The following is a 25,763-nucleotide window of genomic DNA, read 5'->3' as shown; positions in this document are numbered from 1 at the left end:
GGCGCCAGTTGTAGCTGGTGTTGGAATGCTAGCTAATTCGGCGCCTAAGCTCCCAGTTGGCACACCATATCATTCACCTTCAAATGCACCATCTTTAAACCCAGTTACAACACCCCTTATAAATAACGGAGAATACTACAAGCAATATACAGAAAATGCACAGCTAGCACCCAGCACTCATCTCACCTTAGAGACTCAAGAACTAGTTCGCGAAATCTTGTCTAAGGGTTACAAAATAGGTATTGAACACGTTGACGAACGCCGTTTTAAAATGGGTTCATGGCAAAGCTGTACAGTAGGAGAAATTAGCGCTGCGTCCGATCTAGTTTCTGCTATCGAGTCATCTTTGGGTGACTTTAGCAATGAATATATTAGATTAGTTGCTATCGACCCAAAAAATAGGCGCCGAGTGATGGAGACAATTATTCAACGTCCAAATGGGGCCAAATAGTAATTAGTACTTTAGTGCTATCTATTACTCCCACCACTAACGTTATAGTCTTTAGCAACAATACCAAGTGCAGCTAGTCCTCCCATATGTATGTACTTTGAGAGTTCTACAATTATTGCTTGGTCTCCACCAAAATTCTTGGGTGAGAATGCGATAAAGCCAGTTATTGCAAGTACTACACCAACAGAGGTTGTTTTCCAATTCTTGACTACTGCATTTTTTGCAACATTTGTTGAAGTCTGAGTAGAATCTTCTGACACTGTTGGCTTAGTTGGGTCTGACATAATTGTTGCTCCCAATATTATAAAGAAACCGGATTTATTGTTAAAAACCCGGTTTCTAAGATTAATAATATATCTACTTACAATATAAAATAGGTTTTAATACAATGCTTCAAAATTATTTCTAGATATAACTTTTACGTTTAATTACTCTTTATCTTTACCAGTAACATTAAAATCTTTGGCACTTATACCTAGAACTGCTAATCCTCCTGAAGTAATATATTTACATACTTGAACCAAAGGCGCCTGTTCTCCACCGAAAGTACTTGGTGAAAATGCCACAAAGCCACTACAACATAATACACACCCGATAGCTGTAGTTTTCCAATTTTTAATAGTAACCTTTTTTGTATTAGAATTGGTCGCGGATTCTTGCATTGATGGTCTTACTAAATTTAACATGATATTTTTACAATAATTATAATAATGTGAACGAATAAATTCTTACTTCAGATAGAAGTTCTTATTAATCAACTTCCTGTTGTATGAATTTTGATATCAATCACTACAACCTATATGTATATATTTACGGATAAATTTAACTAAATTGGAATTTTGATAAAACGTTCCAACGCTTACCATCGTGCAGTAGTAAACAAATATTATCGGCGCCAAATTCAAAATTTACCTGACGATGCTCAAATTCTTGCCAAGCTACCTTAAAGTTTTGTTTCGTCAAGTCTCGATATGCTACTGTCATATGTGGTACAAAAGGTCGAGTTTTGGTGTTTGGGTCATAAATACCTATTGACTCCATATAAGTCATTAAATCTAATTGCAGCGTCGTTAACTCTGGAGTGTTGACAACATCTATATATATAACGCGCGGTGCAAAGGCACCGTATTGGTTTAATGTTACAGGTACGGGCGTTCGCCTGGATGCGAAATTTGTCAGATGCTGTTCCAACTTGGTAATGTTGGCTTCATCCCATTTAAATGGAGGTTGTAAGGTGATATGAGGTGGAGACCTTAAGGCGCCACGACTGTTGTATTTGTCAGCAAAGTACTGTATGACTTGGTTTACATGCTCTAGGATGTAGTTTGGCGGTATCAGGGCGATATAGTAGCTATGCATGTTGTATGGGCGGGTTTGTTGGTATGGGCGGGTTTGTCGGTATGGGCGGGTTTACGAGATATTTAGTTACGTTTTAGGATGTCTGTTAACCCGCCCTTACAGGCCTAGAGGGATATTTATGAGTACGTAGTTACTAAGATATCTGTTGGCACGCTTTACTAAGATATCTGTTGGTACGTCATATAGGATTAGATTTAGGACAAAGTATATGCCGATTTTTGTGAAGATAGAGGAAGGTAAGGTTGATAAGTCAACTTTTGACCAATATGTACCTGCTCACCATACATATGTCCGTGAACTTATTGCACGTGGACACAAAGCAAAAAGTGGATATTGGGCTAAAAGGGGTGGGGGAATGATGATTTTTGAGGCAGAGTCGATGGAACAAGCCCAAGCTATTGTTGCCGAAGACCCCTTAATTAAAAACGGCTGCGTTGATTATCAGTTATACGAATGGCGCCTTGTCGTAGAATAAATAATTTTTGTACAAATTTTTTGAAATTATTTGAAATTTAATGCTATAGTTATGGGAAGACCGGGACTATGCAACCGCAACGCCTAAATTTTGTCAGGATCGGAAGATAGCAGCAATACGGGATGCTTGTAGTAGGCGTAGACCCCGGTCCCCAAAAAAAATTTTATATTAAATACAAAGATAAAAGTCAGTAATGGCTGGTTTTGGAGACTTAGTACAAAAAGCTTTTTATCTGGGTGTAGGACTAGCTTCTTACGCAGGTGAAAAAGCAGGTGGAAAACTTTCAGAATTGCGCTCGCAAGTTCAAAAGCTGGCAGATGAAATGGTAGCACGCGGCGAAATGACTACCGAAGAAGGTCGTCGCTTTGTCGAAGATATGATGAAGCAAGCCCAGCAAGAACAGGCTTCTACAAAAGATTCGGGTACCTCGACCAATGAACCCCGGCGAATAGAAATTTTAGAAGAAGATGAAGAAGTGTCTCAAACTCAATCTTCTGCAAAAGAGGCGCCAGTTGAAGAAGTCGATAATCTACGCGACCAAGTTAAGCAAATGCAAGAGGAATTACGGCGTTTACAGCGTGAACAGTAAATTGTTCAAGATATTAAGTGTATTTTGATACAAATATTGGGTTGTAATCCTCATGCTCGAATTTAAAAGCAGTGTTGTAATAGTGTTGTATTGGTGTTGAAATAGTCTGTAGAATTACTATTTAGACGAGCAACACTATTTTTTCCGCTATTGAGTCGATGAGGACTTGAAATTCTATGGAAAATTGGCAGAAAGACTTGTGGCAACTAATGGAAACACTGACTGACGAAGTAGAGCGTTTCTTTATAGGAATGACAGAAGTGGTAGATACATTTTTTGAATTTACTGAAGAGTTGAGCGAGCAGGTACACAACAGTATCGCTACAGAGGTTGACCAGTACTTGCAAGATATTGTCGAACCACTTTCAGAAATTTATTGGGAATTGGATGATATACCAAGTGATAATTTTGACCCAGCGTTTCCATATTCAGTAGATGCAACAACAGAGAAAAATACAGCGTGTATAGGTTGTAAGCATTATCATGGCTATGCGTATGGTGGTACTTTATTAGTTTGTGGGATGCATCCCAGTGGTGTAGAAGATTCAACTTGTCCTGATTGGGAACAAGAAGACGTTTATGAGTGATGAGTGCTGAGTGCTGAGTTATTATTTAGGAGTTATGAGTTGTGTTTAAGTTATTATATTAAATTATGTTAAGCAGTATTTAGTATGAGTAACTTATCACCTGAGATAACAACACAGTCTATTGAAGAGGCGCCGACTCAATCTGTAAAATATGGTGAGCGTGAAATTGCTGAGGGTCAGTTAATTACGTTCCCGAATCCACGTGTAGGTAGAAGGTATAATATTAATATTACTTTGCCGGAATTTACGTGTAAGTGTCCGTTTTCTGGCTATCCTGATTTTGCCACTATTTATATTAGCTATATTCCTGATGCCAAGGTAGTGGAGTTGAAAGCGCTGAAACTCTATATAAATAGTTATCGCGATAGGTATATTTCTCACGAGGAGTCGGCAAATTTAATTCTTGATGATTTTGTTGCAGCTTGTGACCCTTTGGAGGTAACTGTTAAAGCTGATTTTACTCCACGTGGTAATGTTCATACGGTTGTTGAAGTTAAGCATACCAAGTAATGAGTGCTGAGTGCTGAGTGCTGAGTAGTAACTCTTTACTTTACTCAGCACTCAGCACTTTCTACTCAGCACTTAAAAAAGCTTTTGCTGCTGCACGCACGATACGATTTGCGTCTTCTGTTAGGAGTTTGCGGATGTGTTGCGGTGTGTTGGGGTTTGTTGCTACTGCGTATCTTTCTAACCAGGATGATGAGCGATGGTGTTTTACTAGTAGATCGCTTGGCGCCTGATGGTGTAGTAATATAAAAAAGTTTGAGAGTGAAGGGTAAGAGGTAGTAGTAATAAATTTTTCTATATATGGTTGGCATTGCTCTGGGTAATGTTGAATTAGAGATTTTACTGCTGCAAGGTGTATTAGGTTATTTGATTTGGGGTTATTGGCAAGCATTTCTAGTACGTTTGCTGGAGTGTTGGAGTTTTTGGCGACTGCTAATTTTACAGAGATATGTTCGTCTGTTGCTAACTTTTCTAGCAAGGTGACGGGAGCGTTGCTTTTACTGCGATTTAATTTGTCTTGCTTTTCAGAAGTATCAAAGACAATCATTGCTGAATTTGTGTTAAGTGCTACAGCTTCTTTGATTGTTACCCATTGACTTTGTGCTTGTTCTATGAGTAGTTGACTTGATGCATTCAAATTTTGCACTGCTTGCCATTGCTGTAAAAACTCGGTGTGTGGATGATTTTTTGTTTCGAGTAACCCAACGAGTGCTGAAGATCGCACATCTTGGTTTTTATCCTGCAAGAGTTTTTCTCGCACGGATGGTGGTAGATTAAGATTTCGCGCGACTAACCGACGCAAGCGTACTGATTGACTTGATGCAAATTTTGATGCAATAGATTCGGGTATATTTGGATGTCGTGCTAAGGCAATTTGCATTTCAAGTGTGTTAATTGTGGCACATTTTTCTAAAAGATACGCAGGGATATCTGAGTGTATCGTCATTTGCCGACATATATTTTGAATCGATAGTAAATATACTTGGTAGCTATCGCTCGGCGCCAGTTCGAGTAAAATTTCGATAGGGGTATTAGGATTTGCGGCAATTGAAGTGTTATTTTGGCAAGTTGAAGAATTGGAGTCTAGGGTGAGTGACTTTGTTTGACGGAATATCATTGCCCTAGCTTTTACCCAATCGACTTGATCTTTTTCTAACTGCGTTAACACATCATCAGGGGTGTTGGGATTTTCGGCAACTGCACAGCGAACGTTATTATCTTCATCGGTTGCCAATTTTCTCAAAATCTCAATTGGGGTTTTAATATTGTACGCTACATGTTGACGCACCATATATTCGCCATCGTTAGCTAACTGTGCTAGTAAGGTTTCTGATGCTCTAGAACTTGCTGCAACATTATTACGAACGTAAAAATCTCTATCGTTTGCCAAATACGTTAGTAGGTCAATTGAGGTGTTGGGATTTTTAATTACTTCTACACGTACATAACAATCTGCATCCCGTGCGAGTATTTCTAAAATTGCTGGTGTCGCATTGGGGTGCTTGGCAATATCTTGACGTTGGTAGCATTTGTAGTTATTCAGCATTCTTACTAATAGCCATGCTGGAGTTATGGGGTTACGAACCACTGCATTGCAAACTCCTAAGCGTTTATCTTCTATAAGTATTTCCAACACTTCTGTAGGAACGCTTTTGTTACTGGCAACTGCCGCACGAACTTTCCACGATTTGTTATAGGCAAGTTTTACTAATATTTCGCGAGGGGTGTTTGGATGAGATGCCACACCCGTTCGTGTATACTCCCAGTCACGTTTGACAATTTCGCTTAAAGTGGCGCCATTCGTATCAGGATTTTGAATTGCGGCTTCGTACTCGTAAAATAATTTGTAGATAGCATTTGGAGTACTAGGATTTTGGAAAACAGTTTGACGTACCCACGCATCATCATCACCCGCAAGCTGTTCTAAAAGATGAACGGGAGTATTTAAATTATTGGCAATTGCTACACGCATTTTTTTAGTCGCTGTTTTTGGTTTTAACAGCGCTTCGAGAATTTCTACAGGAGTATAAGGGTTACGGGCTATTTGTACTAACGTATTACGATGTAATCCCATCAAAAAAGCTTGGGGAATAATGCCGAGTTGCCACAATCTATATTCAGAAGCTTCATCGTGTAGGATATTATCTTTGACTAACTGGTGTTTTTGAACCACCGCAAAAGCTGCTTCTTGCCATCCAGCTTTCATTTCCCCTATCCAGTTGACATGTAACTTGGCGACATTTGGTACTTGTGAAGTTGACCAGTTACTACCTGCTTCGTATATCAACTTACATAATTCATCTCTAGTTAGTTTAGGATTCATTGCCGCAGCAAACATGGTTTTTGGGCGCCTATAACTTAATGCCCACTGTAAATATGTATCTGGAATAACTTTTAATTTAAGTAAACTAGCTTGAGTATCTTCGGGTAATTCTTGAAAAAAGAGCGGGTTTTCTAATAACAACAGTGAGAATACTGGATTTTCGAGCAACTCGTATGGAAATTCTATCCCTAATTGAAACAATATTTCTGTGGGAGTATTGGGGTTACTAGCTACAGCTTTGCGCGTCTCATAATCTTTATTATTGCTGAGTGAAAATAAAATTTTTGGAGTAGTGCATATGTTTGCAGCTATAACGCGCGTGAGTTCAGGAGCCATAGACGCTAACTCTTCCAAGCTTATATGTGATGTAGTTTCGCTAGCTGCTTGATGTACGAGTGCAAGCAAATTGGAAGAGTTTAGCATAAACAAAAATCAAAAATGATATATAACAAAGCCTGTGATTTTAAGTTGTCACATATTCATTCAAATCACCTTTGTATTTTTACGGAAATATAATATGTTAATAAATATCAAGAATATTAATCTCCGCAATATTACGACAAACTATAATTAAATTAAGTTCCCAGCCTCATTAGTTAGTTATATAATTATCAATGTAGAGACGTTACATGTAACGTCTCTACGTGGTGTTGATTATTGAGTATACCTATTGTTACCTAAAACGGGGAGTAAATTTTTTAATCAAATTTTTTGACATCTCTATGTAATAAGCATTATCCTCATTTTGCAATGCACTAACTAATGGAAGTAGTTTACGTGCTGATTTATAACAAATAAAGTTATCTTTATCTTTAATCAATAATTTTAAAATCTCTTCAGTTACATTTGGGTTACTAATAACTTAACGACGAACATAAAACTCGTTATCACTAGCTATATTTTTGAGTAGATGGCTTCTATCTAGAGTCATATAACACACCAATTCGACTTGATTATTTTAAATTGTTATCATGAAAACAAAAAGATATTTTAATAAATTTTAATTGCTAAATAAATATTAAAATTGATTTTCGTCATAATCAAAGTAGTAATAGTCAGAACGTTCTTGGAGTGTCCAAGCTGCTATAAAACAAATCGTTTCGTTTTCATCTTGAGCAAGTTTGGTCAAAGTTTTTCGACTAGATTTAGAGTTTTTAGCAACAGCAGTACGCACGCAAGTTTCTTTATCTTGTGCTAGCTGCATTAATAAGCTTTGGGGTGTGTTAGAATTGCACGCTACAGCTACACGTATATTTGTGTCTTGATGATTGACTGCCCATTCTAGAAATGATTCGGGTAGTTTATATTCTTGAATTATACTAGTGTCATGTTTAATTAACTTTTCAAGTAATTTGTTAACTAAATGTTGGGGAGTATTAGGATTTTTCGCGGCGCCAAACCGTACTATACCGTTGCTATCTTGAATTAATTTTTCTAGTACACCACTAGGTGTTTTAGTGTGTGCTGCTACTTTACTACGAATTTCGTAACATTTGTCTGTTGCTAACTTTAATAGCGCGCATTTGAGAGTATTTGGATTTTCTGCAACTGCTAGACGAACTTTTTTACTTTTGTCTTCTGCTAGCTTTTGTAAAGTATTGCTGTTGGTGCGATGATTTTCGGCGACGTTACCGCGTACATCTATACTTATATCTTTTGCAAGCTGCTCTAAAAATGATGGATGCGTGTTTTCATTGCTTGCGATAGTTTTACGTATTCCTTCATCTGAACAATTTACTGCCCATTCAATAAATAAGGACGGTAATGCATCTTCGTTGAAGATATAGGGGTTATTTTGATATAATTCTTTGAAGAAATCAGGATTTTCGAGCAAAATTAACTCAATTACAGGATTATTTAGAACTTGATGCGGAAATTCGATAAATAATTCTATAAGTAAATCTGGTGGTGTATTCGGGTTGCTAGCAATGAGTTTACGAACTGCTCCGCTATAAGTGTTCGCTAGCTTTCTAAGTTCCTCAGAAGAGGTAGTCGCATCAATAGCTTGTTTCATTTTGATGAGTAATAATTAAAGGCTTGGTTGGTCTTACCCTTTATTATTCCCAGGAATTTTAATAATAATTATATTCCCGACAAGTTTTACAAAGTCGAGAATATAATTTCATCAAATTTTCATCAACCCAAAGAAACCGGGTTTCTTTATCAATATCTATAATAAAAACGACTATTTTACGTAGAAACCCGGTTTCTAGGGACACCTTTAGGCAGATAATAAACGAACGCTTTCGCCAAACGGAAATTGTTCTAAATTCATTCCACCTGGTGTGACTACCCATAATACTGGTAGTTGAGGCGCCTTTTCTGGAAAACACCCATATCCATCAGTTAAATAAACGCATACCGCTTGTGCGTGTCCGTCCCAACGTTCGGATACTTTGTTAAAAAAGGGTATAAATGATGTACCTCCTCCTCCCTGTGGTTTCGGAAAGTCACTATCAGGACTAAGTTCGTAGGGGCCGTAAGCATCAGCATCGACGTAATATAATTCGCACTTGAGGTGAGGATAAGAGCGCAAGATGCCACTAACTTCGCTTAAAAATAACTTTAGTTGTTGACCGCCAATTGAACCACTAGTATCAATTGCAACGTACACTATTACAGATTCACCTTGTAGTGCTTCTAAATATAGTCCACGTCCTACAAACCTACGGTCAAAACCAGTAAAGTCATTTGGTGTTTGAACTAAATAACGCCATAAATACGAGCGCCAGTCTATTTGTGGTGTTGTAGCGTTCATTAATTCGCGCTCAATACCTGCGGGTATCGTACCTTGTTTCGATGACCGAGCAATTACTGCTGCTTGTTGTAGCGCATTACGCCAATGTGCTTCTAGTGCTGCTCTACGCGCGCTAGACATACTATCGTTTTCGTCACCTTCTTCTGAACCTTCTCCTGAACCTTCAAGTAAATCACTTAGCCCATCACCACCAGCAGCTTCCCACATCTTCTTGTACTTTTCTGCGTCTTTAGAAAGAATTTCGTATATTTCCTCAACGCTAAGATGTTCTAACTTCTGGTCACGTAAACCACCTGCTGGTAGTTCAAAATAACCTTGCTGCATAATAATACCGTTAATAACAATATCAGCAGCGAAGTTCCATAATATAGCATCGCGCACACCTCGACGCGGTACATGGAGTAATGCAGCGTGCAATACCTCGTGTAGCAAGACTCCATCGAGTTGTGCAGGTGGTAGAGCCAGGAAAAATTCAGGATTGTAAAATATATCCTTACCGTCAGTTGCAGCAGTTTGATAATGGGGAGCATTAATAAAACGTGCGAACAATGCCAAAGTCGCAAAAAACGGTGACTTTGTTCGCAACCGGATAACTGAAGCACTAATAAGTTTTTGGATGTCTTGTGTCATAAAATATAAGATTTAGGACTTGCTCATGCCAATTAACTGGTAATATTCCTGAATAAATTTCTGTAAATCGTTGTCTTCTTTAGCTAAAATCGCAAAAACACCCATATGTCCTTTACTACGCATTATTGGTAGCAAGTCAGCTATAAAAAACTGTACCCATTCGGTTGTAGCTTTATTACTCAGCCATTTGTAAGCGTTATATCCTTGTTTTGCATCTGCTGCGCGTACTGTTAAACCAATAGCTGTTGCATACCGTGCGCTTGGTTCTTTAGGAAAGGCTATTTTACTACCTTTACCTTCAAGAATAGGCGCCAAGCTTGGTAAAGTTTGGTAAACTTCCAAATAAGCCATAAATTCAGCAGTTGCACCCTTGCCAACAGCAGGTGAAGTATCAAGTTCGGCATAATGTAAATGACTTGCCATTTCCCAAGAACGTGGAGTTGGGAACGCTGGTTGCTGAGGGTCAATTTTGTGTAGCAGTGTAGAGCGGAACGAGAGAAACGCAATAATCTGCTCGTGTATACCTTTTTCTAATGCGTAGGCTTTAAAGCTATCAAAATCTACTTCGACTTCCAAATGCAAAAATCTATTTGCTAACGGCGCCGGCATATCAAATACTGCTGCACGGTCTTCTTTACGGTTTCCAGCAGCCCAAATAAACCATCCTTCTGGGACAGTATAACTACCGACTCGACGGTCTAAAATTAATTGCTGCGCTACACCTTGCATTGCAGGAGGCGCCATATTTAATTCATCTAGAAAAAAGATACCCTTACCATCGCGAGGTAAAAATTCTGGTGGAAACCACTTAGAAATTCCATCTTCTGCAACAGGTAGTCCACGTAAATCAGTAGGCGCCAGTTGTGACAAACGCACATCAACAAAATCAATTTCGTGTTCTCGTGTGAGTTGCCCGACAATGCTAGATTTACCAATACCTGGAGGACCCCAAATCATCGTGCTGATTTGTAGATTTTTGGCAACCAAGCTATTTAAATATGTTTTGAGTTGGCTAGGGGTCATATGTTAATTTCAGTTAGGTATTGGGTTTTTTAAGAGCCTGAAGTGCTGCAATGCGAATTTCTAAGTTTTTATCCTTACTTAACTCGGTTAAAATTTCAACTGGTGTATCAGGGTGTTGGGTAGCATAAAGACGGTCGGACTCAATGTAACTTTTAGCGAATGCTGTCATTAATGTCTGCCGCATTTCTACTGAAGTATTTGGATGTGCAAGCAACAGCCAATTAAATCCTGTCAAACCTGCTAAATACTCCAACACCTTAGCAGGTGCATTCTTGTTTTGAGCCAAAAATGTACAACATTGCCAATCTTTTACTAATATTTCTAAAGCATTATCAGGGGTTTTAATATTGCTCGCTACTGCCCGTCTAACTTCAACTTCCGCGTCAAAAGATAATTTCTCCAGTACATAATGTGGTGTACTAGGATTGCAAGCGACAGATAACCGAACGTTTGGTGATACATCGTGTGCTAAAACTTCGAGCATATCCACAGGGAGACTCGGATTTTGAGCTATCCACACACGCAGTTGTGGTTCTTTTCGCATCCACATTCTTAAAATATCTATAGGTGTATGGGGATGCTTGGCAGCGTACTTGCGAACAGACAACCGCTCATCCATTGCTAGGCGCCATAATACTTGCTGTAATATTTCACGATTCGCATTTGGATGCTGTGCAACTAATAAATCGTGCGCGCGAGTCTCAGCTATATGTTTGAGAACAGATGCAGGAGTACTGGGGTTTGCTGCAATAGCTTCTAAAACCTCATGCTGATTATTTTGAGCTAACTGGTAAAGTAAATTTTCCCCCGCACTTGGATTTGCAGCAACAAACCGACACAGTTCTGGTTCGGAAACTGCATTAACTAACACAGCTTGCGGCGTATTTGGGTGCCTTGCTACCATTTGTCGCACTCGTAGTGTACCATGATTTGCTAATCTACGTAGTACGCTAGCACTTATATAGGTATTTTGTGCCAGCGAGTTCATCATATGTAACCTATAATCGAGTGCCAACTCAATAATTAAGTCGATAGCTAAATCAGCGCGTGCAGCTATTGCGAGTTTTACTTTTTTATCATTTTCTTTAAGTAAATTTTTTATAATTTCTAAAGGAGTGCTAGAGTTTTTAGCAAGTTTATAATGAATTTGTTGCCGAAAACTCCAATTTGGTTCAGGCGCAAGAGCGAGTGTTTCTAAAATACTGCTATAACTTTTATGGTACTTAGCTAAATACAAACGCACAGCAATAGTGCCATGTTCAGCAAGTATAAGTAAAATTTGTTCTGTAACATCTTGACGCTGGGCAATAATCATTCCCAAATTAGAGTCTTTACAACGTGCCATCATCTCCAAAGCTGATAATGGAGTTTGATAGTGCTTTGCCACCACACGCAACACTTCGGGGTTGGAATGCATTGCGGCGCCAGACAAGAAAAAATCAGGCACATTTGGTTGTCGTAAAAGATTAATTAAAGTCCAATAAGGTATTTCTACAACAAAATTTGGATTTTCTAGTATTAATAGCGACAATACAGGGTTACTAAAAAAAGCATTCGGAAATTCATCCGCCAAACTTATTAATACATCAGTAGATGTATTTGGGTTAATTGTTACAGCCTTACGAACAGCAACATCATCATTAACAGCCAACTGCCCTAGCAACTCAGGTGGCGCCGTCACATCAATAGCCTGTTCCAGAGGAGTTTGATGCATCGTAATTTTCCTTGTCCTCTACAGTGGTGAGTCAAGTCGCCGTCATTCAGACACGTATGTATTTATAGTGTATTCTTTTACATACACATTGTTGGTATTACTAGGCACATACACTACAAAGGCGCCTGTCTTTTAAAACTTTCTTGTAGAATAAATCTCTTATAAAATGTATAATTAGTTTCTTGTGAAATGTATAATTAGTTTCTTGTGAAATGTATAATTAATTTCTTGTGAAATGTATAATTAGTTTCTTGTGAAATGTATAATTAGTTTCTTGTGGAACGGGCATCCCTGCCCGTCAAATAAACAAGCTGTCACATATTAAAGGGCGTGCAAGGATGCCCATCCCACAATTACACACTAATTTAATTTAAGATTGTGAATCAATCCAGCTAATTAAACTATTTGTATTAGAAAAGTACATAACATCAGATGCTCTTAAACCAAACCGCGCTTCCGCATTGCCAAATTCTTTTGTATTGTTACTAAGAAACACTTTTGTAGTATCTGACTGTGTAATAGCATGGTCTAAGATAGATTGCAATATAAGGTTATCCCGCAGGGCTTTATTACGTTTTAAAATAGGGTTATTAAGCGTTTTTGTACGCTATTAACAGAAGGGGTTATAACTTCTGCAACGCGAAGAACTTTTTCTATAGCTGCACTGAGAGAAGGTTTAAGTTGATTCAATAAATTAGTCGCTGCATCTTTGGATGCAGTTAATGCCGACATTTCATTGGAAGAACGCTGCTGAGGACTCCGCTGAATTTCGCCAATAGTGATATTTAGAGATTCTATCAGCTTATTCAATTGATTCTGCTGTCCTTCAAGAGCAACTATAGCTTCTAGAAAGCAGATAGAACTCATCATTATTTTACGCTCTATATTGGCTCGTGACAAAAGTTGGTCAGCGCTTATCTCCCGCCCTGTTGCAATACCAAGGATGAAATTAGTTTCAATGTAGATAAGCAAGAATCAATCCTCCAAATCTAAGTCACGAATTCTTGCATCTAAAATATGCGCCATTAATCCTACTGATTCTAGTTCTCGTACTCCTGGAACAGTTTTTCCATAGTTTGGATGAGCTAAGTAGTCTAGCCAAAATGAGATGTATTTGATGAGTGACCAACCAAAAATGTTTTTTTCTTTGATTAATGTCGCTTGTTCTGGAAGCATTTCAAGCGTCGAAAGCTTTAAAATTGGTTCTTGCCAGTTTGATTGTCTTAAATCAAACACAAAAATATTTTCAAAGTCTACTACCATCGCGTAAGGAACTAGTTGTTTCGCTTGAATAGGGGCAAGTTTTTCAAGACTATCGGTATATTTAATCAAGTCACTTAACCGAAAGTCTACAATCATAACTATTTCACCATTTGGACGCTGAACCAGGATGTCATATTCTTCAAATAAAGCTGTCTCGGTAGGAATATACATACTTAATTCCTGTTCTTCAATTAATTACTTATAGAGTAACATAAATATAAAAACATGCGACTAGATGTGTTGTACCCTCACATGGCAACTCTTTATAACGAAAAACATCGCAGTATGTTTCGCAGAGCCTACTAATAAAATTTGGATTTTCTAATATAAGTAAATCAATGACGCAATTATTTATAACTTGATTAGGAAACCTTCTAAATAATTGCTGTAAAATATTAGGTGGTGTATTTGGGTTCTGAGCTACACCAATCAGAATATAACTATAGTAAAAGTAAAGTTCAAATAATTCATATAGACATTCTGCTGGTGTAGTAATGTCTCTCGATATTTCTCGCAAACGTTTTATAGATGTACTACTATCAAGCACTTCTTCTAATAATCTTGGTTGCATGTCTTGTACTTAAGCACCTTCACTATTATTTTTCCCTGTTCAAAGGCAAAAATTTCAGTTTATGTAAGGGTAGGCGCCAGTCCTAAACTCTTCTTACTCTCAACTCTTCACAATCTTTCGTTGGTGCCGAGAAACCAGGTTTCCTTTGGTTTCCTATGTAGATTGTTGTGTTCAGTGGTGGGGAAACCTGGTTTCTGTAACAATAATAATGGCAGCAATTATAGATAATTGCTGCCACATTAACTTGCTATTTATTTAAGCGTTTGCTTAAGCAGGAATCAAAACTGTATCAATGATGTGAATAACGCCGTTGTCAGCAGCGACATCTGGAGTAGTAACGGTAGCGTCATTTATTTTCACACCACTGGATGCGTCAACTTTTACTTCGCTTCCTTCAACAGTTTTAGCTGATTTTAGTTTTACTACGTCTGTTGAAAGTACTTTTCCTGGAACAACATGATATGTGAGAATTTTCGTCAGCTTCGGAATGTCTTTAAGTAGTGAGTCTACTGTACCTGCTGGCAATTTTGCGAAAGCTTCATCTGTAGGTGCAAACACTGTAAATGGACCAGCACCTTTTAAGGTATCCACTAGATTTGCTGCTTTGACTGCTGCAACTAATGTGTTAAATGAACCTGCGCTTACTGCGGTATCAACGATATCTGGCATGGGTTTTAAGAGTGTTTGTGTATTTCGCTACTAACTTAACATTTGCTTCATATAATTACTATCTATCTTTAGACGGGTAAAATAATTTGGAATATTTGTTACACGCGATTAAACTATATAAATTAATTTTGGTTTAACTCACTAAAATTAATGCCAAAATTAGTAATACAATTGTAAGATTAAAGTCTGAAATTTAGTATTGGCAAGTGTTTTATTTATTATATTGAATAGTTATCTAGCGATAAAAGCGATTAAAATATTTTATATTTATCATTAGAAAATATAAATTTAAGCTTAGATTAACCTTTGTTTATTCTTTTATTCAGAGGATGAAATGCTATATATCTTAGCTATAAAAATAAAATTTGATTGTTTAAATTAGTACAAAGCATAGTTAATTATACTATTACCTTTATGTACTAATCAGTACATAGCATGACAAATTTATTCTTTACATAATTGCCAAGAAAGTAAATAATTTTAAATTGGTAATTGTATTTACATCAAACTAATATGGCTGTAATCAACAAAATAATTGATATTCAAACGCATCAAGGTATAAATATTCACAATATTACGCCACAAATTGAGTCAGTTGTGGCATCGACTTCGATACAAAATGGTTACGTATTAGTATTTTCTCGTCATACGACTACTGCGTTAGCTGTTAATGAAGACGAAGAGCGATTAATTCAAGATATTAAAGTATTTTTAGAAAAACTGGCGCCATTAAACGACCGTTATTTACACAACGATTTACATTTAAGACCAAATATTCCACCGGATGAGCCAAAAAACGCTCATTCGCATTTAATGGCAATGATGCTTAATAATACGGAAATTATTCCGATTGTGGATGGTAAGTTAGGGTTGGGCACTTATCAATCTATCTTGTTTTTTGAATTAGACGGCGCCCGTAAGCGTACCATTTTATGTCAAGTTTATGGTGAATAGTTGATATATTTTACTTACAATGCCAACTAATCAAGGAATTTTCGTTTAAAAGCTGTTGAAGTGATTCTAATGCACCAGGTTGGTTTTGAACATAGGCGCCGATAAATAAGCCTATAATTTCAGCTATTAGCCAACGAGTTGATTCTACTGGTTGGGTCGGAGCAAAATCAACAGAGTTTCTAGCGGTGGTTGAGTCTAGAGGATGTACAATTGCAAAATGATTTGCTCCCTCTAATAAAACAACATAGCTGTCATTTCGACCACCTATAATCGCTTCGTTCCAAGTACGCATTACAGGTGTTATTGCATCTCCTCCTTCAATACCGTACATTTCACTGTTCGACGCAATCACACCATCGTTTGTACCAGCTAGAAGTAATAAAGGCAATTTATCTGGTAGTGGTAACAAAGTACTAGGTGGATAACCTTGCATGATATACCCCATGCTATGTACTCCATATCCAAAAGAAGCAACGACTTGAGCAAATAATTCAGGATTGGCATTTTCAATTGCAATCCTACCACCAGCAGAATGTCCACCTAAAATAATATTCTGTAAGTCTAGTAATCCTGCAAGAACTCCTTGCGTTTGTAACTGTTCAAGTTTAAACAGCAGCGTTGATAAAGCTACACTTGTTGCTTTAGTTCCGTAAACATCGGGTTTTGATGCGGCAAAGTTTGCACCAGGTGTAAGATTTACACTTCCAGCAAACTCTTCTGCAATAAAATTAAATGTCACTACAACCAACCCACGTTCGGCAAGATTTTCTGCCAACCATTGATATACAAAAGCTTCGCAGTTATACCCGTTAAACAAAATTACAACAGGAAAAGGCGCCTTGCTTGGGTCTGCTGGTAAAGTTAAAGATGTTTTGGCCTCTTCGTTGCTTATTTGTGCTGCTGGGTAAAAAACTTTTAAGAAAATTGTATCAAAAGGGGGTTGAAAGTTTGGAATTTTCGTAACTTCAAAGTATGCACGAACAGTCATAAGCTTCTTGAGATTAGAAAATAAATATATTAGCTCAAATCGAATGTCTCGAATTCAAACTGCCCAAATAACATATTTTTATCTACTGCCGATAAAATTTTATTATCTGCGCGCGTATTTATAGTCCGGCAAACTAAATCGGCAACATCAGCACGATGGATACTTCCAATAATGCGAATATCCTCGGTTAATACACCGTTTCCTGTAGCTGGTTCTGATTTTAGACCACCCGGACGAACTATAGTATACGTCAAACCACTGTTAATTAAATGTTGTTCAGCTTTATCTTTTTCGATTAATACTGGTTGCAATACTGCCAAAGTTTGAGGAGAAAGTGCCGATACGCTATTTCCAGTTCCAATTGATGTTACGAGTATAAATTTTTTCACTCCTGCCGAAACCGCAGCATCAATTAAATTCTTATTACCTGGATAATCAGGTTTGATGCCATCTTGAGGCAAACCTCCAATAGTACTAATTACAACATCAATTGGTTTTTCTGACTGCCCCAGCGCGCGTTTAAGGTCATCTGGCGCCATCGCATCACCTATAATAACAGAGACTCCCATTGCTTCAAGTTCCGCACGCGATGCTTCACTTCGCAACAGCGCGGTTACATGATGACCTTGTGCGGTGAGACACTTCGCAATTTCTCTACCAACACCACGACTTGCACCAGCTAAAAAAATAGAACTTGTCATTGTTAACTACGATTAATAATTATTGTTCAAGTAGAAACTGGGTTTGTTGCTACGAATACTGCTAGAAACTATTAAGATTAGAGCATCAATCGAAATAACACCCCCAAGTATTAATTATCCATGCCCCTGTCGCGCTTAGTTACCCTAATTGTAGGTTTAATCGTCATTTTGGCTATGAGCCTGTGGCTGATTGACTCGCTTTCCCGACTTTACTGGCAGTTGTCTTACTCTTCTCCTTTATTGGGCAACTTGCTGTTATTACTGCTTGTTTTGTTGGTTGGGGCACTAATCGCAGCATTTGTTTACTATGTCATCGTAATTCAAAACGGTGATAAAAAACGCCGCACCAAACTTAGGCGCCGTGTTACACCTGCCGAAATTCCTGCTGCAAAATCTGAAGCTGCATCTTCAACACTGCAAGCTGTGCGTCAGCAAGTTTCTCAAATACAAGACGAAGTAACACGTCAAGCGTTATTAAGTAAATCTAAAGAAATTGAGGCAAACTTAGCGCGTGGTGAAATTCAGGTTGTGGTGTTCGGTACAGGAAGCGCGGGTAAAACATCGTTAGTAAATGCCATAATGGGGCGAATGGTTGGTAGGGTTGATGCACCAATGGGTACAACTACCGCAGGTGAAACTTACTGTTTACGGTTGAAAGGGTTAGAGCGCAAAATTTTAATAACCGATACACCCGGTATTTTAGAAGCAGGAGTAGCAGGAACCGAAAGAGAACAACTCGCGCGTGAGCTAGCCACCGAAGCTGATTTATTATTATTTGTAGTTGATAACGATTTACGACGTTCAGAACATCAACCTTTAAAAGCTTTAGCAGAAATTGGTAAGCGCTCGATTCTCGTTCTCAATAAAACTGATTTATACACTGACGAAGACAAAGAAGCCATAGTCGCAAGGTTACGCGAGCGTGTACGTGGATTTATTTCAACAAACGATGTAGTAACAATTTCAGCAAATCCTCAATCTGTTGAACTTGAAAACGGCGAACTTATCAAACCCGAACCAGAAGTGTTGCCATTATTACGAAGAATGGCAGCAATATTACGTGCCGAAGGAGAAGATTTAGTTGCCGATAATATTCTCTTACAATCACTACGTTTAGGAGAAGAAGCTCGTAAACTTATCGATACACAACGGCGCCGTACTGCTGATAAAATAGTCGAGCGCTTTCAATGGATAGGAGCAGGTGTAGTATCTGTTACACCATTGCCAGTAGTAGACTTATTAGCAACAGCAGCTGTAAACGCCCAAATGGTAGTAGAAATTGGACGAGTATACGGTTGTGAGTTAAACACCGAACGTGGACGCGAACTAGCACTTTCGCTTGCTAAAACTATCGCGGGTTTGGGAATTGTAAAAGGCGCCTTAGAATTACTATCAACAGCACTACAACTTAACGTAGGTACATTTGTAATAGGTAGAGCAATTCAAGGTGTAACAGCTGCCTATTTAACTAGAATTGCAGGTAAAAGCTTTATTGAGTATTTCCGTAATGACCAAGACTGGGGTGATGGTGGAATGACTGAAGTAGTACAGCGTCAATTTCAACTTAACCGTCGTGACGAGTTTGTAAAAGCATTTATTCAAGAAGCAATAGCTAAAGTTGTAAAACCATTAGCCGATAAAGCTACTGCGGTAATGGATGAAGTCGATGAAAAACTAGATAAATAACTTATGTTGTGAAACTATCTTGTGAAACTATCTTGTGAAACTGTCTTGTGTAACTGTCTTGTGGAACTGTCTTGTGGAACGGGCATCCCTGCCCGTCCTAACTATACAGCACTATTTAGCTGATAAATTAACAGGCGCCAAGAGTGACAATACAAAAACACTGCTTTGAGGAATTTGGACGATGCGAGTATTTTCTTCGGTACGCAGTCCTGAAACAATACCGACTGCACTACCTAGCATTGCTCCTCTATCAAACTGTTCGGGGTCGCCTTGTCCGACAAATCCCAAAACACTACCGCCCAGTCTACCAAAAACTGAACCAGTTTCTACAGCTTTATCGTTTGCACGTTTGTGAGTAATAGTAGTACCGGGAATTACTTGGCTCTCGGCAGTAATTTTTACTATTCTGCCTCTAACTACTAATGATTGAGCAATAATTTTGGCGCCTTTCTTGGTAGGTTTAATAACAATAGTAACGGGCGTATTTTCTGGTACTAATACATTGCCTTGACTATCTTGAATTGCTTGTGCCAAAGGAACGGTTAAAGGAAACTCTTGTTTTTGTCCTACATCTACGGTGATAGGCGCCGGGAAGGAAACTATAATTGCTGTATCTTGAGGAATTGAAATTTCTTGATTTGGGCTAACAACGGCTTGAGTTTGTGTTTTAGCAGGTGTGCTAGGCGTTTTTACTATTTGAGCATTTGCAGGCAATATAGAAGTTAGTAAAGAAATACAAGCTAAACTCAGTAACATTTGGTTTTTCATATTTTTTAGTCTTTTATATGTTTTAATTACTTTTTAACCAATTCCATCCAGAACCTTCACGATAAAGCCAATAGTCTCCATGCAGTGGTTCATAGTCGGTGTAGGAGTTATTTGGCAATCTGATTTTGACATTACGGCAACTGCCTTCAACCTCAATAGTTATATAATTTGGTGTTTGCAGTAACCTATCTCGAATAAAATTTCGTGTTTCTCTATCCCTAGTTAAGCAACGTACACGAATTACAGAATTAGTGCTATTTAGATTATCTATTATGTAGGGGAGAATCTGAGAACCTGTGAGATTTGGTTTTTGTGCTTTTGCTGGTAGATGAGGCGCCGATAATATTAAACATGTGGCAAATATCAATTTTGGGTGGATTTTCATGGTTTTATTGAGACGTGGCATATAGGAGACGTGACATGTAGGAGACGTGACATGTCACGTCTCTACATTTATTTGTTTTCTAATAGTTGATTTACTTGTTGACCTCGGCGCCCAGTTTTAACTTCGTAGCGACGGGTGAGGTTATCTTGGAAGTTCATATCTCTTGCAGCGGCAGAATTTACAAATGCATCACAGTTTTTACCTTGAGCTACTGTGGAGGAACTACTGCTGTTTTTCTCGTTACGGTTGGTACGGGTATCTTTGGAATCGCTGTTATTTTGGCTACCTTGGCTACTACCACTACCATTGGCGCCAACAATTCCTAGGACATTGAAACCACCTCCACCACCATCTTTATGGGTTCGCGAAGAACTTGAACGTGTGCTTGTAGAGTTTGCTAGTGCTAGTTCAGTCGCGTTTGTACGAGTATTGTTACCTAAGCTAACATCACTACATAAAGCGCGTGGGTCATTTGCTAATGTTTTTTGGTCAACCCAAGATTGATGATCACCTAAACCTTGAACTTCGCTGTTACCGTTAGGTGTGGTTGCTGGTGTGCTAGTTGTATTTCCTGCGGGGATGGGTTTGAATATACCACCATTTGTATTTCCGAAAGGATTAGCGCTTGCTGGTAAGGTGGAAGTGAAGAGAGTAGCGGCAGCAACTATAGAACCAGTTAATTGACGTAGTTTCATTGTATTTACTTAATTTGTAAGTGAGTTTATTTACTGTGGGGTTTGTTCCCTTCACTCACTTTTATGTTTGGGTGGTTTGGTTTATGCACTCGTTGAAAAAGTTTTTTTATGATTTTTGTTGGTTTGTGCGTAGAATAAGCACTGAAGTGCTTACAACGAGTGCTTATAACGAGGTTATAACGACCATTACGATGACTTTTGCGCTTGGTATGATTGAGGTTTATGGTGTTCCTACTGCTGTGGAAGTTGCAGACGCGATGTGCAAAGCTGCGCGTATCACTTTTGTTGGGTACGAAAATACTGATTTGGGAAGGATTACCGTTTTAATTCGTGGTGATGTGGGTGAGGTAAATGTTGCCGTTAAAGCTGGGTTGGAGTCAATAAATAGAGTTAATGGTGGTGAGTTGCTATCGCACCATATTATTCCTCGTCCCCATGACAATTTAGAATATGCTTTACCGATACATAATAGTGCGTCTATAGAAAACTTCGGTGCCGATATCCGCTTTCCCCCACCTTTATCAGCATAAAACCGCAGTACTCCTAACTCCTAACTCCTAACTCCTAACTTATCAATATGACCAATATCCTTTCACGTATGGAGGCTGTACAGTCTCCTATTATTCCCATCGTTGGAGAATTAATCCGCAATACACCCGGAACAATTTCTTTAGGACAAGGTGTAGTTTCATACCCTCCACCACCAGAAGCTATTGAGTTGTTACCTAAGTTTCTTTCAGAAGAATCAAATAATTTATACAAACAGGTTATCGGAATTCCCCCATTAATAGCAGCAATTCAAGCTAAATTACAAAGCTTTAACGGCATAGAAATAAAAGATGATAACTGTGTCGTTGTCACTGCTGGCAGCAATATGGGCTTTGTGAATGCAGTATTAACAATTACTTCACCCGGTGATGAAATAATTTTAAATGCGCCATATTACTTTAACCATGAAATGGCAACGATAATGGCAGGTTGCCATCCAGTAATAATAGAAACTGATGAAAATTACCAATTACGTGTAGATGCTATTGAAAAAGCAATAACACCAAAAACCCGCGCGATTGTCACAATATCACCAAATAACCCCACAGGTGTAGTATATCCAGAAGCTTCGTTGCGCGCAGTTAATGAACTTTGTCGCGAACGTGGTATTTACCATATTAGTGATGAAGCATACGACTACTTTACTTACAACGGCGTAAAGCATGTATCACCCGCCTCATTCCCTGGTAGCAGCAAACACACGATATCTTTATTTAGTCTTTCCAAAGCCTACGGTTTTGCTAGTTGGCGTATTGGGTATATGGTAATTCCCTCAGATTTACTAGTATCAATTCAGAAAGTGCAAGATACCATTTTAATTTGCCCACCAGTAATTTCACAATATGCAGCATTAGGCGCCTTACAATCTTCACCCAAATATATTCAAGAAAATATCAGCAAACTTGCCAAAGTACGCTCGGCAGTCCTTGACTCACTCCAAAAATTAGAAGGAATATGTACAATAGCTCCCGCTGATGGCGCCTTTTACTTCTTCTTAAAAGTCCACACCTCAATGGATACATTTACATTAGTCGAACGACTAATCAAAGAATACCAAGTTGCCGCACTTCCTGGTACCACATTCGGCATGAATCAAGGGTGTTACTTACGTGTAGCTTATGGCGCCTTGCAACAAGAAACAGCCAAAGCCGGAATAGAGCGCCTAGTAACAGGATTAAAAAACATACTGTAGGGTGCGTTACGGCATGAAAAAACAAAAATGATACGAAGATTTTTGTGCCGTAACGCACCACGAACAATCTTCAATTACTTCCATCCATATTTTTCCAGCACAGGACGAGCCGTTGCCTAACCTATCTCATTACACCAAAACCACAGAGTTGTTTCGGGTAAAGAATATTTAGTCCAAGCAGCAAGTGTTGCATACTGCGGAAGTAGCAAATTGTCAAACGACTAGTAGGATAATCGTTTAAGCAGTTCCCGCTTTCCATACGTACATACATATTAGCTAGAGTGTCAGTGGCAAACCGAGTTGTGCCAAAACCCACTGTACAAACAACGCGCGGCGCCGTTCCCAAATAGCATTCGCATCACACAAGCGCTCTGGTTTCAGGGCGTGCAAACGTCGATTTTTTACCACAGCACACAAAATATAACAAACCTAACGGTTAACACGCACCTGCCAACATCCCTATAACCCACCCCTGTAACTCTTGCAGTTCCAAGGGTTTGTTTTGTGATTTCTTTTTCTGCAAGGAAAGAGTGTAAATATGTTAGTTCCGCAAAAATTTAGGGAACTTTAGGATTATAGGTTCTGATAATTGAAATAAATTAACAGGCTAAGTAAAAGTGCGTATTAATCTACATAATATTTAGAATTATTTTATAAGGATAGTTATGGCTGATTTTGGACAGCTTCTCGAAGAGTTACCAAATATTGCTGATAGTTTAAAACTTAGTATCGGTGATGCTAACAAAATTCGTTATGAAGCAACAAGGTTAAATAAAATTGAAGTCAAACTACAAAATATTCACGAAGCGATTGACAAAGAATTGGGTTTCGAGAAGTTTAAAAATACAGCAATGCGTGCCTTGCCTTTTTTAGGTACAGCCGCAAGTTTTCTTATTCCTGGTGGTTTTATAGTAGATGCGGTTATTGCAGGTGGTGCGGGGTTGATTTCAGATAAATTTGGCGACCCAGAAGCGGAAGTTACTTTAGAAGATTTAAAATTAAGAGTAGAAGATTGGATTGACTGGTCTAATGAACTTCAAGAATTGGCAGAAGATTTTTTAAGCAATAAACAACTTATAGCGCATATCAATACAGAACAATTAAAACCTAGTGTAATTGAGCAAATTAAAAACATTGATAATTGTTTAAAAAATAATTTAGACTTTAATAATTATAATTTACTTAAGAAAGAATTGGATAACATAAAAAATGCTCAATATCAATTGACACAATTGCAAGAACGACTAAATCGAATTATCGATATTATTGAGAATGGCGAAAGTATTACAGATTTCTTATTTGCCATAACATCATTTTTTGGTAATTGTGATTTTGCTTTAGATTGGCTCCATGAAGAGTATGGATTAATTATATCTAGTTATGATAGTTTTATTTCTTTAGGAGATATTTTTAATGAGTGTGACAGTTTGAGAGAGAAATCAGCCAACTTAATCTTACAAGCTAATACCTTAAAAGGGCAAGTAGAGCAGAACCTAAAATATATCGAGCAAGAAAATCGTAAAGAAAAAGCTAAGTCTTTAAATTCTGCATCTAACGCAACAAGTCAGATAAAGAATAATTCTGAAGTACAAACCCAATTTAAAGAGCGAGAATCTTCACAAATAACTAAACAAAAAACTTTCGTTGTTATCTTAATTTCAATTTTTTCAATATTGGGTTTTGGAGCTTGGATTAGCAGAGAAAAAATATTACCAGTTCAACCGATAAGTGCAGCTTCTAACCAAGAAAGAGAGATTGTTGCAAATTTTAAAAATGCTCAAGAAATAGCAATGGAAGCAGCATTAATTGTTCAAAATAATCCTAATTCGCTAGATACTTGGGAGCAAGCAGATACCAAATGGCAGCAGGTATTAAAACTTTTAGAAAATATTCCAGAAGGAACATCAGTTTCTACTGATGCAAAAAATAAACTAGCTACTTATCGTCTTAATTATGAAACCTTAAATAAAAAGCTTGTAAAAGAAAGAGAAGCAAATTCAAATTGGGTAAATGCTCAAAAAGTAGCTTTAGAAGCAGCTATTATGGTTCAAAATCCTCCTCATCCAAAAGAAATTTGGCAACAAGCTTCATATAAATGGGAACAATCAATTAAACTATTATAAATGATTCCAAAGGATACTTTTATTTATCAAAAAGCTCAAGACAAACTCATCGCTTATCGAACAAACTATGCTGCTATAAATACAAGAGTCAAATGAAATCATTGTTATTTTCTCCATATTCACATAGATATAGGTTTTAGAGTTGCTATTTCATAATTAATCCGCACTATTGTAAGGACACCCCAGCCGCGCAGCTAAATTCCTTACGTGTTGAGTCACTTGGGGTTGTAAACTATCAACTGTAACCGGATTGGACGATAAATTTTCCGCAAACGACCGTCCGGGATGTATTTCATCCCACATTGAACGCATCTGCGCTCCCCTTCCCTTACCTGGAGCATGGATACCAAAGCCAGAAATGATACTACACCATACAGGTTGGAAATGTCGTATCAATACAGCTTCGCCCCAAGCAACCAAATCAACCGCCATCACTACTACCATAAAATCAAAATCCGCAACATCAAGATTTGTTGCTTGGCGGATTGAGGTTCGATGCTCCCTTAAACGACCAATCAATCCTCCCGTAACATTTCCCTTACCAGTACGCTTTCCTGGGTTTTCTGCTTTCCCGATGTAAATAGGCATACAACAATTATCTTGATTGGCAACCCGGATACCTGAATACAAAGGGAATTCTCCTCGGTAGTACAGCAAATAAACGCCAACGTAACCCGACAACTCCTCTTTCAACTGTTCGAGTTCTGTGAGTGGGTAACACTGCTGTCTAGTTTGAAATTCAATTAACTGGTCGCGTAAAGTGGCAGGCGCCTGAAAAACCTCTAAAGGCATGGGTAAATATA

Annotated in this window: 29 protein-coding genes, 1 other RNA gene and 1 pseudogene; 11 read left to right on the top strand and 20 right to left on the bottom strand. The window is 38.1% G+C overall.

Going from position 1 to position 25,763, the window contains the following annotated elements; translation table 11 throughout:
- Nucleotides 1–118: 118 nt before the first annotated feature.
- Nucleotides 119–451 (top strand): annotated as a pseudogene (locus DSM106972_RS55755) (RuBisCO small subunit-like domain-containing protein); the annotation flags it as partial.
- A 17-nt stretch (nucleotides 452–468) separates the two neighbouring features.
- Here the strand turns inward: DSM106972_RS55755 and DSM106972_RS10895 are convergent.
- The 3 genes from DSM106972_RS10895 to DSM106972_RS10885 all read right to left on the bottom strand — a co-directional run bounded on the left by DSM106972_RS10895 (nucleotide 469) and on the right by DSM106972_RS10885 (nucleotide 1,810).
- On the bottom strand, nucleotides 469–735 hold the full coding sequence (locus DSM106972_RS10895; RefSeq protein WP_127080709.1) for a hypothetical protein: 267 nt from the start codon (nucleotides 733–735) through the stop codon (nucleotides 469–471).
- A gap of 144 nt (nucleotides 736–879) precedes the next feature.
- Nucleotides 880–1,137, bottom strand: coding sequence for a hypothetical protein (locus DSM106972_RS10890; RefSeq protein WP_233787698.1), 258 nt, complete (start codon nucleotides 1,135–1,137; stop codon nucleotides 880–882).
- Nucleotides 1,138–1,273: 136 nt separating this feature from the next.
- Entirely contained in the window at nucleotides 1,274–1,810 is a 537-nt protein-coding gene (locus DSM106972_RS10885; protein WP_127080708.1) for a 2'-5' RNA ligase family protein, read from the bottom strand.
- A 208-nt stretch (nucleotides 1,811–2,018) separates the two neighbouring features.
- Between DSM106972_RS10885 and DSM106972_RS10880 the strand changes: the two genes are divergently transcribed.
- The 5 genes from DSM106972_RS10880 to queF all read left to right on the top strand — a co-directional run bounded on the left by DSM106972_RS10880 (nucleotide 2,019) and on the right by queF (nucleotide 3,971).
- Nucleotides 2,019–2,285, top strand: coding sequence for a YciI family protein (locus DSM106972_RS10880; protein WP_127080707.1), 267 nt, complete (start codon nucleotides 2,019–2,021; stop codon nucleotides 2,283–2,285).
- 57 nt (nucleotides 2,286–2,342) lie between these two features.
- Nucleotides 2,343–2,439: signal recognition particle sRNA small type (ffs, locus tag DSM106972_RS10875), an RNA gene on the top strand.
- Nucleotides 2,440–2,478: 39 nt separating this feature from the next.
- Nucleotides 2,479–2,874, top strand: a complete 396-nt coding sequence (locus DSM106972_RS10870) for a phasin family protein (RefSeq protein WP_127080706.1) — start codon at nucleotides 2,479–2,481, stop codon at nucleotides 2,872–2,874.
- 176 nt (nucleotides 2,875–3,050) lie between these two features.
- On the top strand, nucleotides 3,051–3,461 hold the full coding sequence (locus tag DSM106972_RS10865; protein WP_127080705.1) for a hypothetical protein: 411 nt from the start codon (nucleotides 3,051–3,053) through the stop codon (nucleotides 3,459–3,461).
- 84 nt (nucleotides 3,462–3,545) lie between these two features.
- Nucleotides 3,546–3,971, top strand: coding sequence for a preQ(1) synthase (gene queF / locus DSM106972_RS10860; RefSeq protein WP_127080704.1), 426 nt, complete (start codon nucleotides 3,546–3,548; stop codon nucleotides 3,969–3,971).
- A 61-nt stretch (nucleotides 3,972–4,032) separates the two neighbouring features.
- On the opposite strand, the gene DSM106972_RS10855 is transcribed toward queF, so the two are convergent.
- The 10 genes from DSM106972_RS10855 to cupS all read right to left on the bottom strand — a co-directional run bounded on the left by DSM106972_RS10855 (nucleotide 4,033) and on the right by cupS (nucleotide 14,919).
- The gene (locus DSM106972_RS10855) at nucleotides 4,033–6,714 is read right to left on the bottom strand and encodes a HEAT repeat domain-containing protein (protein WP_127080703.1); all 2,682 of its coding nucleotides are present in this window, start codon (nucleotides 6,712–6,714) and stop codon (nucleotides 4,033–4,035) included.
- Nucleotides 6,715–7,309: 595 nt separating this feature from the next.
- Nucleotides 7,310–8,305: a HEAT repeat domain-containing protein gene (locus tag DSM106972_RS10850; RefSeq protein WP_127080702.1), complete on the bottom strand. Its 996-nt coding sequence runs from the start codon at nucleotides 8,303–8,305 to the stop codon at nucleotides 7,310–7,312.
- 207 nt (nucleotides 8,306–8,512) lie between these two features.
- The gene (locus DSM106972_RS10845) at nucleotides 8,513–9,679 is read right to left on the bottom strand and encodes a vWA domain-containing protein (protein WP_127080701.1); all 1,167 of its coding nucleotides are present in this window, start codon (nucleotides 9,677–9,679) and stop codon (nucleotides 8,513–8,515) included.
- 12 nt (nucleotides 9,680–9,691) lie between these two features.
- Nucleotides 9,692–10,702, bottom strand: coding sequence for an AAA family ATPase (locus tag DSM106972_RS10840; protein ID WP_127080700.1), 1,011 nt, complete (start codon nucleotides 10,700–10,702; stop codon nucleotides 9,692–9,694).
- Between the two features lie 13 nt (nucleotides 10,703–10,715).
- The gene (locus tag DSM106972_RS10835; RefSeq protein ID WP_127080699.1) at nucleotides 10,716–12,416 is read right to left on the bottom strand and encodes a variant leucine-rich repeat-containing protein; all 1,701 of its coding nucleotides are present in this window, start codon (nucleotides 12,414–12,416) and stop codon (nucleotides 10,716–10,718) included.
- Between the two features lie 370 nt (nucleotides 12,417–12,786).
- Nucleotides 12,787–12,960 carry a hypothetical protein gene (locus DSM106972_RS51345; RefSeq protein ID WP_158632809.1) on the bottom strand — a complete coding sequence of 58 codons (174 nt, stop codon included), beginning with the start codon at nucleotides 12,958–12,960 and terminating at the stop codon, nucleotides 12,787–12,789.
- A 32-nt stretch (nucleotides 12,961–12,992) separates the two neighbouring features.
- Complete coding sequence (locus DSM106972_RS10830) at nucleotides 12,993–13,388, bottom strand: hypothetical protein (RefSeq protein ID WP_127080698.1); 396 nt, start codon at nucleotides 13,386–13,388, stop codon at nucleotides 12,993–12,995.
- Nucleotides 13,389–13,391: 3 nt separating this feature from the next.
- Nucleotides 13,392–13,850, bottom strand: a complete 459-nt coding sequence (locus tag DSM106972_RS10825) for a hypothetical protein (protein ID WP_127080697.1) — start codon at nucleotides 13,848–13,850, stop codon at nucleotides 13,392–13,394.
- A gap of 28 nt (nucleotides 13,851–13,878) precedes the next feature.
- Nucleotides 13,879–14,250 carry a hypothetical protein gene (locus DSM106972_RS10820; protein WP_127080696.1) on the bottom strand — a complete coding sequence of 124 codons (372 nt, stop codon included), beginning with the start codon at nucleotides 14,248–14,250 and terminating at the stop codon, nucleotides 13,879–13,881.
- A gap of 267 nt (nucleotides 14,251–14,517) precedes the next feature.
- On the bottom strand, nucleotides 14,518–14,919 hold the full coding sequence (cupS, locus tag DSM106972_RS10815; RefSeq protein WP_073622778.1) for a CO2 hydration-associated protein CupS: 402 nt from the start codon (nucleotides 14,917–14,919) through the stop codon (nucleotides 14,518–14,520).
- Nucleotides 14,920–15,432: 513 nt separating this feature from the next.
- On the opposite strand from cupS, the gene DSM106972_RS10810 reads away from it, so the two are divergent.
- Nucleotides 15,433–15,873 (top strand): secondary thiamine-phosphate synthase enzyme YjbQ, encoded by a 441-nt coding sequence (locus DSM106972_RS10810; protein ID WP_127080695.1) that lies wholly within the window; start codon nucleotides 15,433–15,435, stop codon nucleotides 15,871–15,873.
- Between the two features lie 10 nt (nucleotides 15,874–15,883).
- Here the strand turns inward: DSM106972_RS10810 and DSM106972_RS10805 are convergent, their stop codons facing one another.
- Both DSM106972_RS10805 and DSM106972_RS10800 read right to left on the bottom strand, forming a co-directional pair.
- The gene (locus DSM106972_RS10805; RefSeq protein WP_127080694.1) at nucleotides 15,884–16,861 is read right to left on the bottom strand and encodes an alpha/beta hydrolase; all 978 of its coding nucleotides are present in this window, start codon (nucleotides 16,859–16,861) and stop codon (nucleotides 15,884–15,886) included.
- A 29-nt stretch (nucleotides 16,862–16,890) separates the two neighbouring features.
- The gene (locus tag DSM106972_RS10800; RefSeq protein ID WP_127080693.1) at nucleotides 16,891–17,562 is read right to left on the bottom strand and encodes an SDR family oxidoreductase; all 672 of its coding nucleotides are present in this window, start codon (nucleotides 17,560–17,562) and stop codon (nucleotides 16,891–16,893) included.
- A 120-nt stretch (nucleotides 17,563–17,682) separates the two neighbouring features.
- On the opposite strand from DSM106972_RS10800, the gene DSM106972_RS10795 reads away from it, so the two are divergent.
- Nucleotides 17,683–19,248 carry a YcjF family protein gene (locus DSM106972_RS10795; protein WP_127080692.1) on the top strand — a complete coding sequence of 522 codons (1,566 nt, stop codon included), beginning with the start codon at nucleotides 17,683–17,685 and terminating at the stop codon, nucleotides 19,246–19,248.
- Nucleotides 19,249–19,359: 111 nt separating this feature from the next.
- On the opposite strand, the gene DSM106972_RS10790 is transcribed toward DSM106972_RS10795, so the two are convergent.
- From DSM106972_RS10790 to DSM106972_RS10780, 3 genes are all read right to left on the bottom strand, one after another.
- On the bottom strand, nucleotides 19,360–20,016 hold the full coding sequence (locus DSM106972_RS10790) for a hypothetical protein (protein ID WP_127080691.1): 657 nt from the start codon (nucleotides 20,014–20,016) through the stop codon (nucleotides 19,360–19,362).
- Nucleotides 20,017–20,038: 22 nt separating this feature from the next.
- A complete protein-coding gene (locus DSM106972_RS10785; protein ID WP_127080690.1) occupies nucleotides 20,039–20,401 on the bottom strand; it encodes a hypothetical protein in 363 nt (120 codons plus the stop codon).
- A 68-nt stretch (nucleotides 20,402–20,469) separates the two neighbouring features.
- Nucleotides 20,470–21,096, bottom strand: coding sequence for a hypothetical protein (locus DSM106972_RS10780; RefSeq protein WP_127080689.1), 627 nt, complete (start codon nucleotides 21,094–21,096; stop codon nucleotides 20,470–20,472).
- A 191-nt stretch (nucleotides 21,097–21,287) separates the two neighbouring features.
- On the opposite strand from DSM106972_RS10780, the gene DSM106972_RS10775 reads away from it, so the two are divergent.
- The gene (locus DSM106972_RS10775; protein ID WP_127080688.1) at nucleotides 21,288–21,626 is read left to right on the top strand and encodes a carbon dioxide-concentrating mechanism protein CcmK; all 339 of its coding nucleotides are present in this window, start codon (nucleotides 21,288–21,290) and stop codon (nucleotides 21,624–21,626) included.
- Nucleotides 21,627–21,673: 47 nt separating this feature from the next.
- Complete coding sequence (locus DSM106972_RS10770; RefSeq protein WP_127080687.1) at nucleotides 21,674–22,837, top strand: pyridoxal phosphate-dependent aminotransferase; 1,164 nt, start codon at nucleotides 21,674–21,676, stop codon at nucleotides 22,835–22,837.
- Nucleotides 22,838–23,113: 276 nt separating this feature from the next.
- On the opposite strand, the gene DSM106972_RS54845 is transcribed toward DSM106972_RS10770, so the two are convergent.
- Complete coding sequence (locus DSM106972_RS54845; RefSeq protein WP_267901093.1) at nucleotides 23,114–23,245, bottom strand: hypothetical protein; 132 nt, start codon at nucleotides 23,243–23,245, stop codon at nucleotides 23,114–23,116.
- A gap of 257 nt (nucleotides 23,246–23,502) precedes the next feature.
- Here DSM106972_RS54845 and DSM106972_RS10765 point away from each other — a divergent pair, with 257 nt between their 5' ends.
- Entirely contained in the window at nucleotides 23,503–24,960 is a 1,458-nt protein-coding gene (locus tag DSM106972_RS10765) for a hypothetical protein (RefSeq protein WP_127080686.1), read from the top strand.
- A 156-nt stretch (nucleotides 24,961–25,116) separates the two neighbouring features.
- Here DSM106972_RS10765 and DSM106972_RS10760 read toward each other — a convergent pair whose 3' ends face one another.
- Nucleotides 25,117–25,752, bottom strand: a complete 636-nt coding sequence (locus tag DSM106972_RS10760; RefSeq protein WP_127080685.1) for an Eco29kI family restriction endonuclease — start codon at nucleotides 25,750–25,752, stop codon at nucleotides 25,117–25,119.
- Between the last annotated feature and the right edge of the window lie 11 nt (nucleotides 25,753–25,763).

The sequence above is a fragment of the Dulcicalothrix desertica PCC 7102 genome (assembly GCF_003991905.1).
GTDB lineage: Bacteria > Cyanobacteriota > Cyanobacteriia > Cyanobacteriales > Nostocaceae > Dulcicalothrix > Dulcicalothrix desertica.
This window is presented reverse-complemented; position numbering and strand designations above follow the sequence as displayed.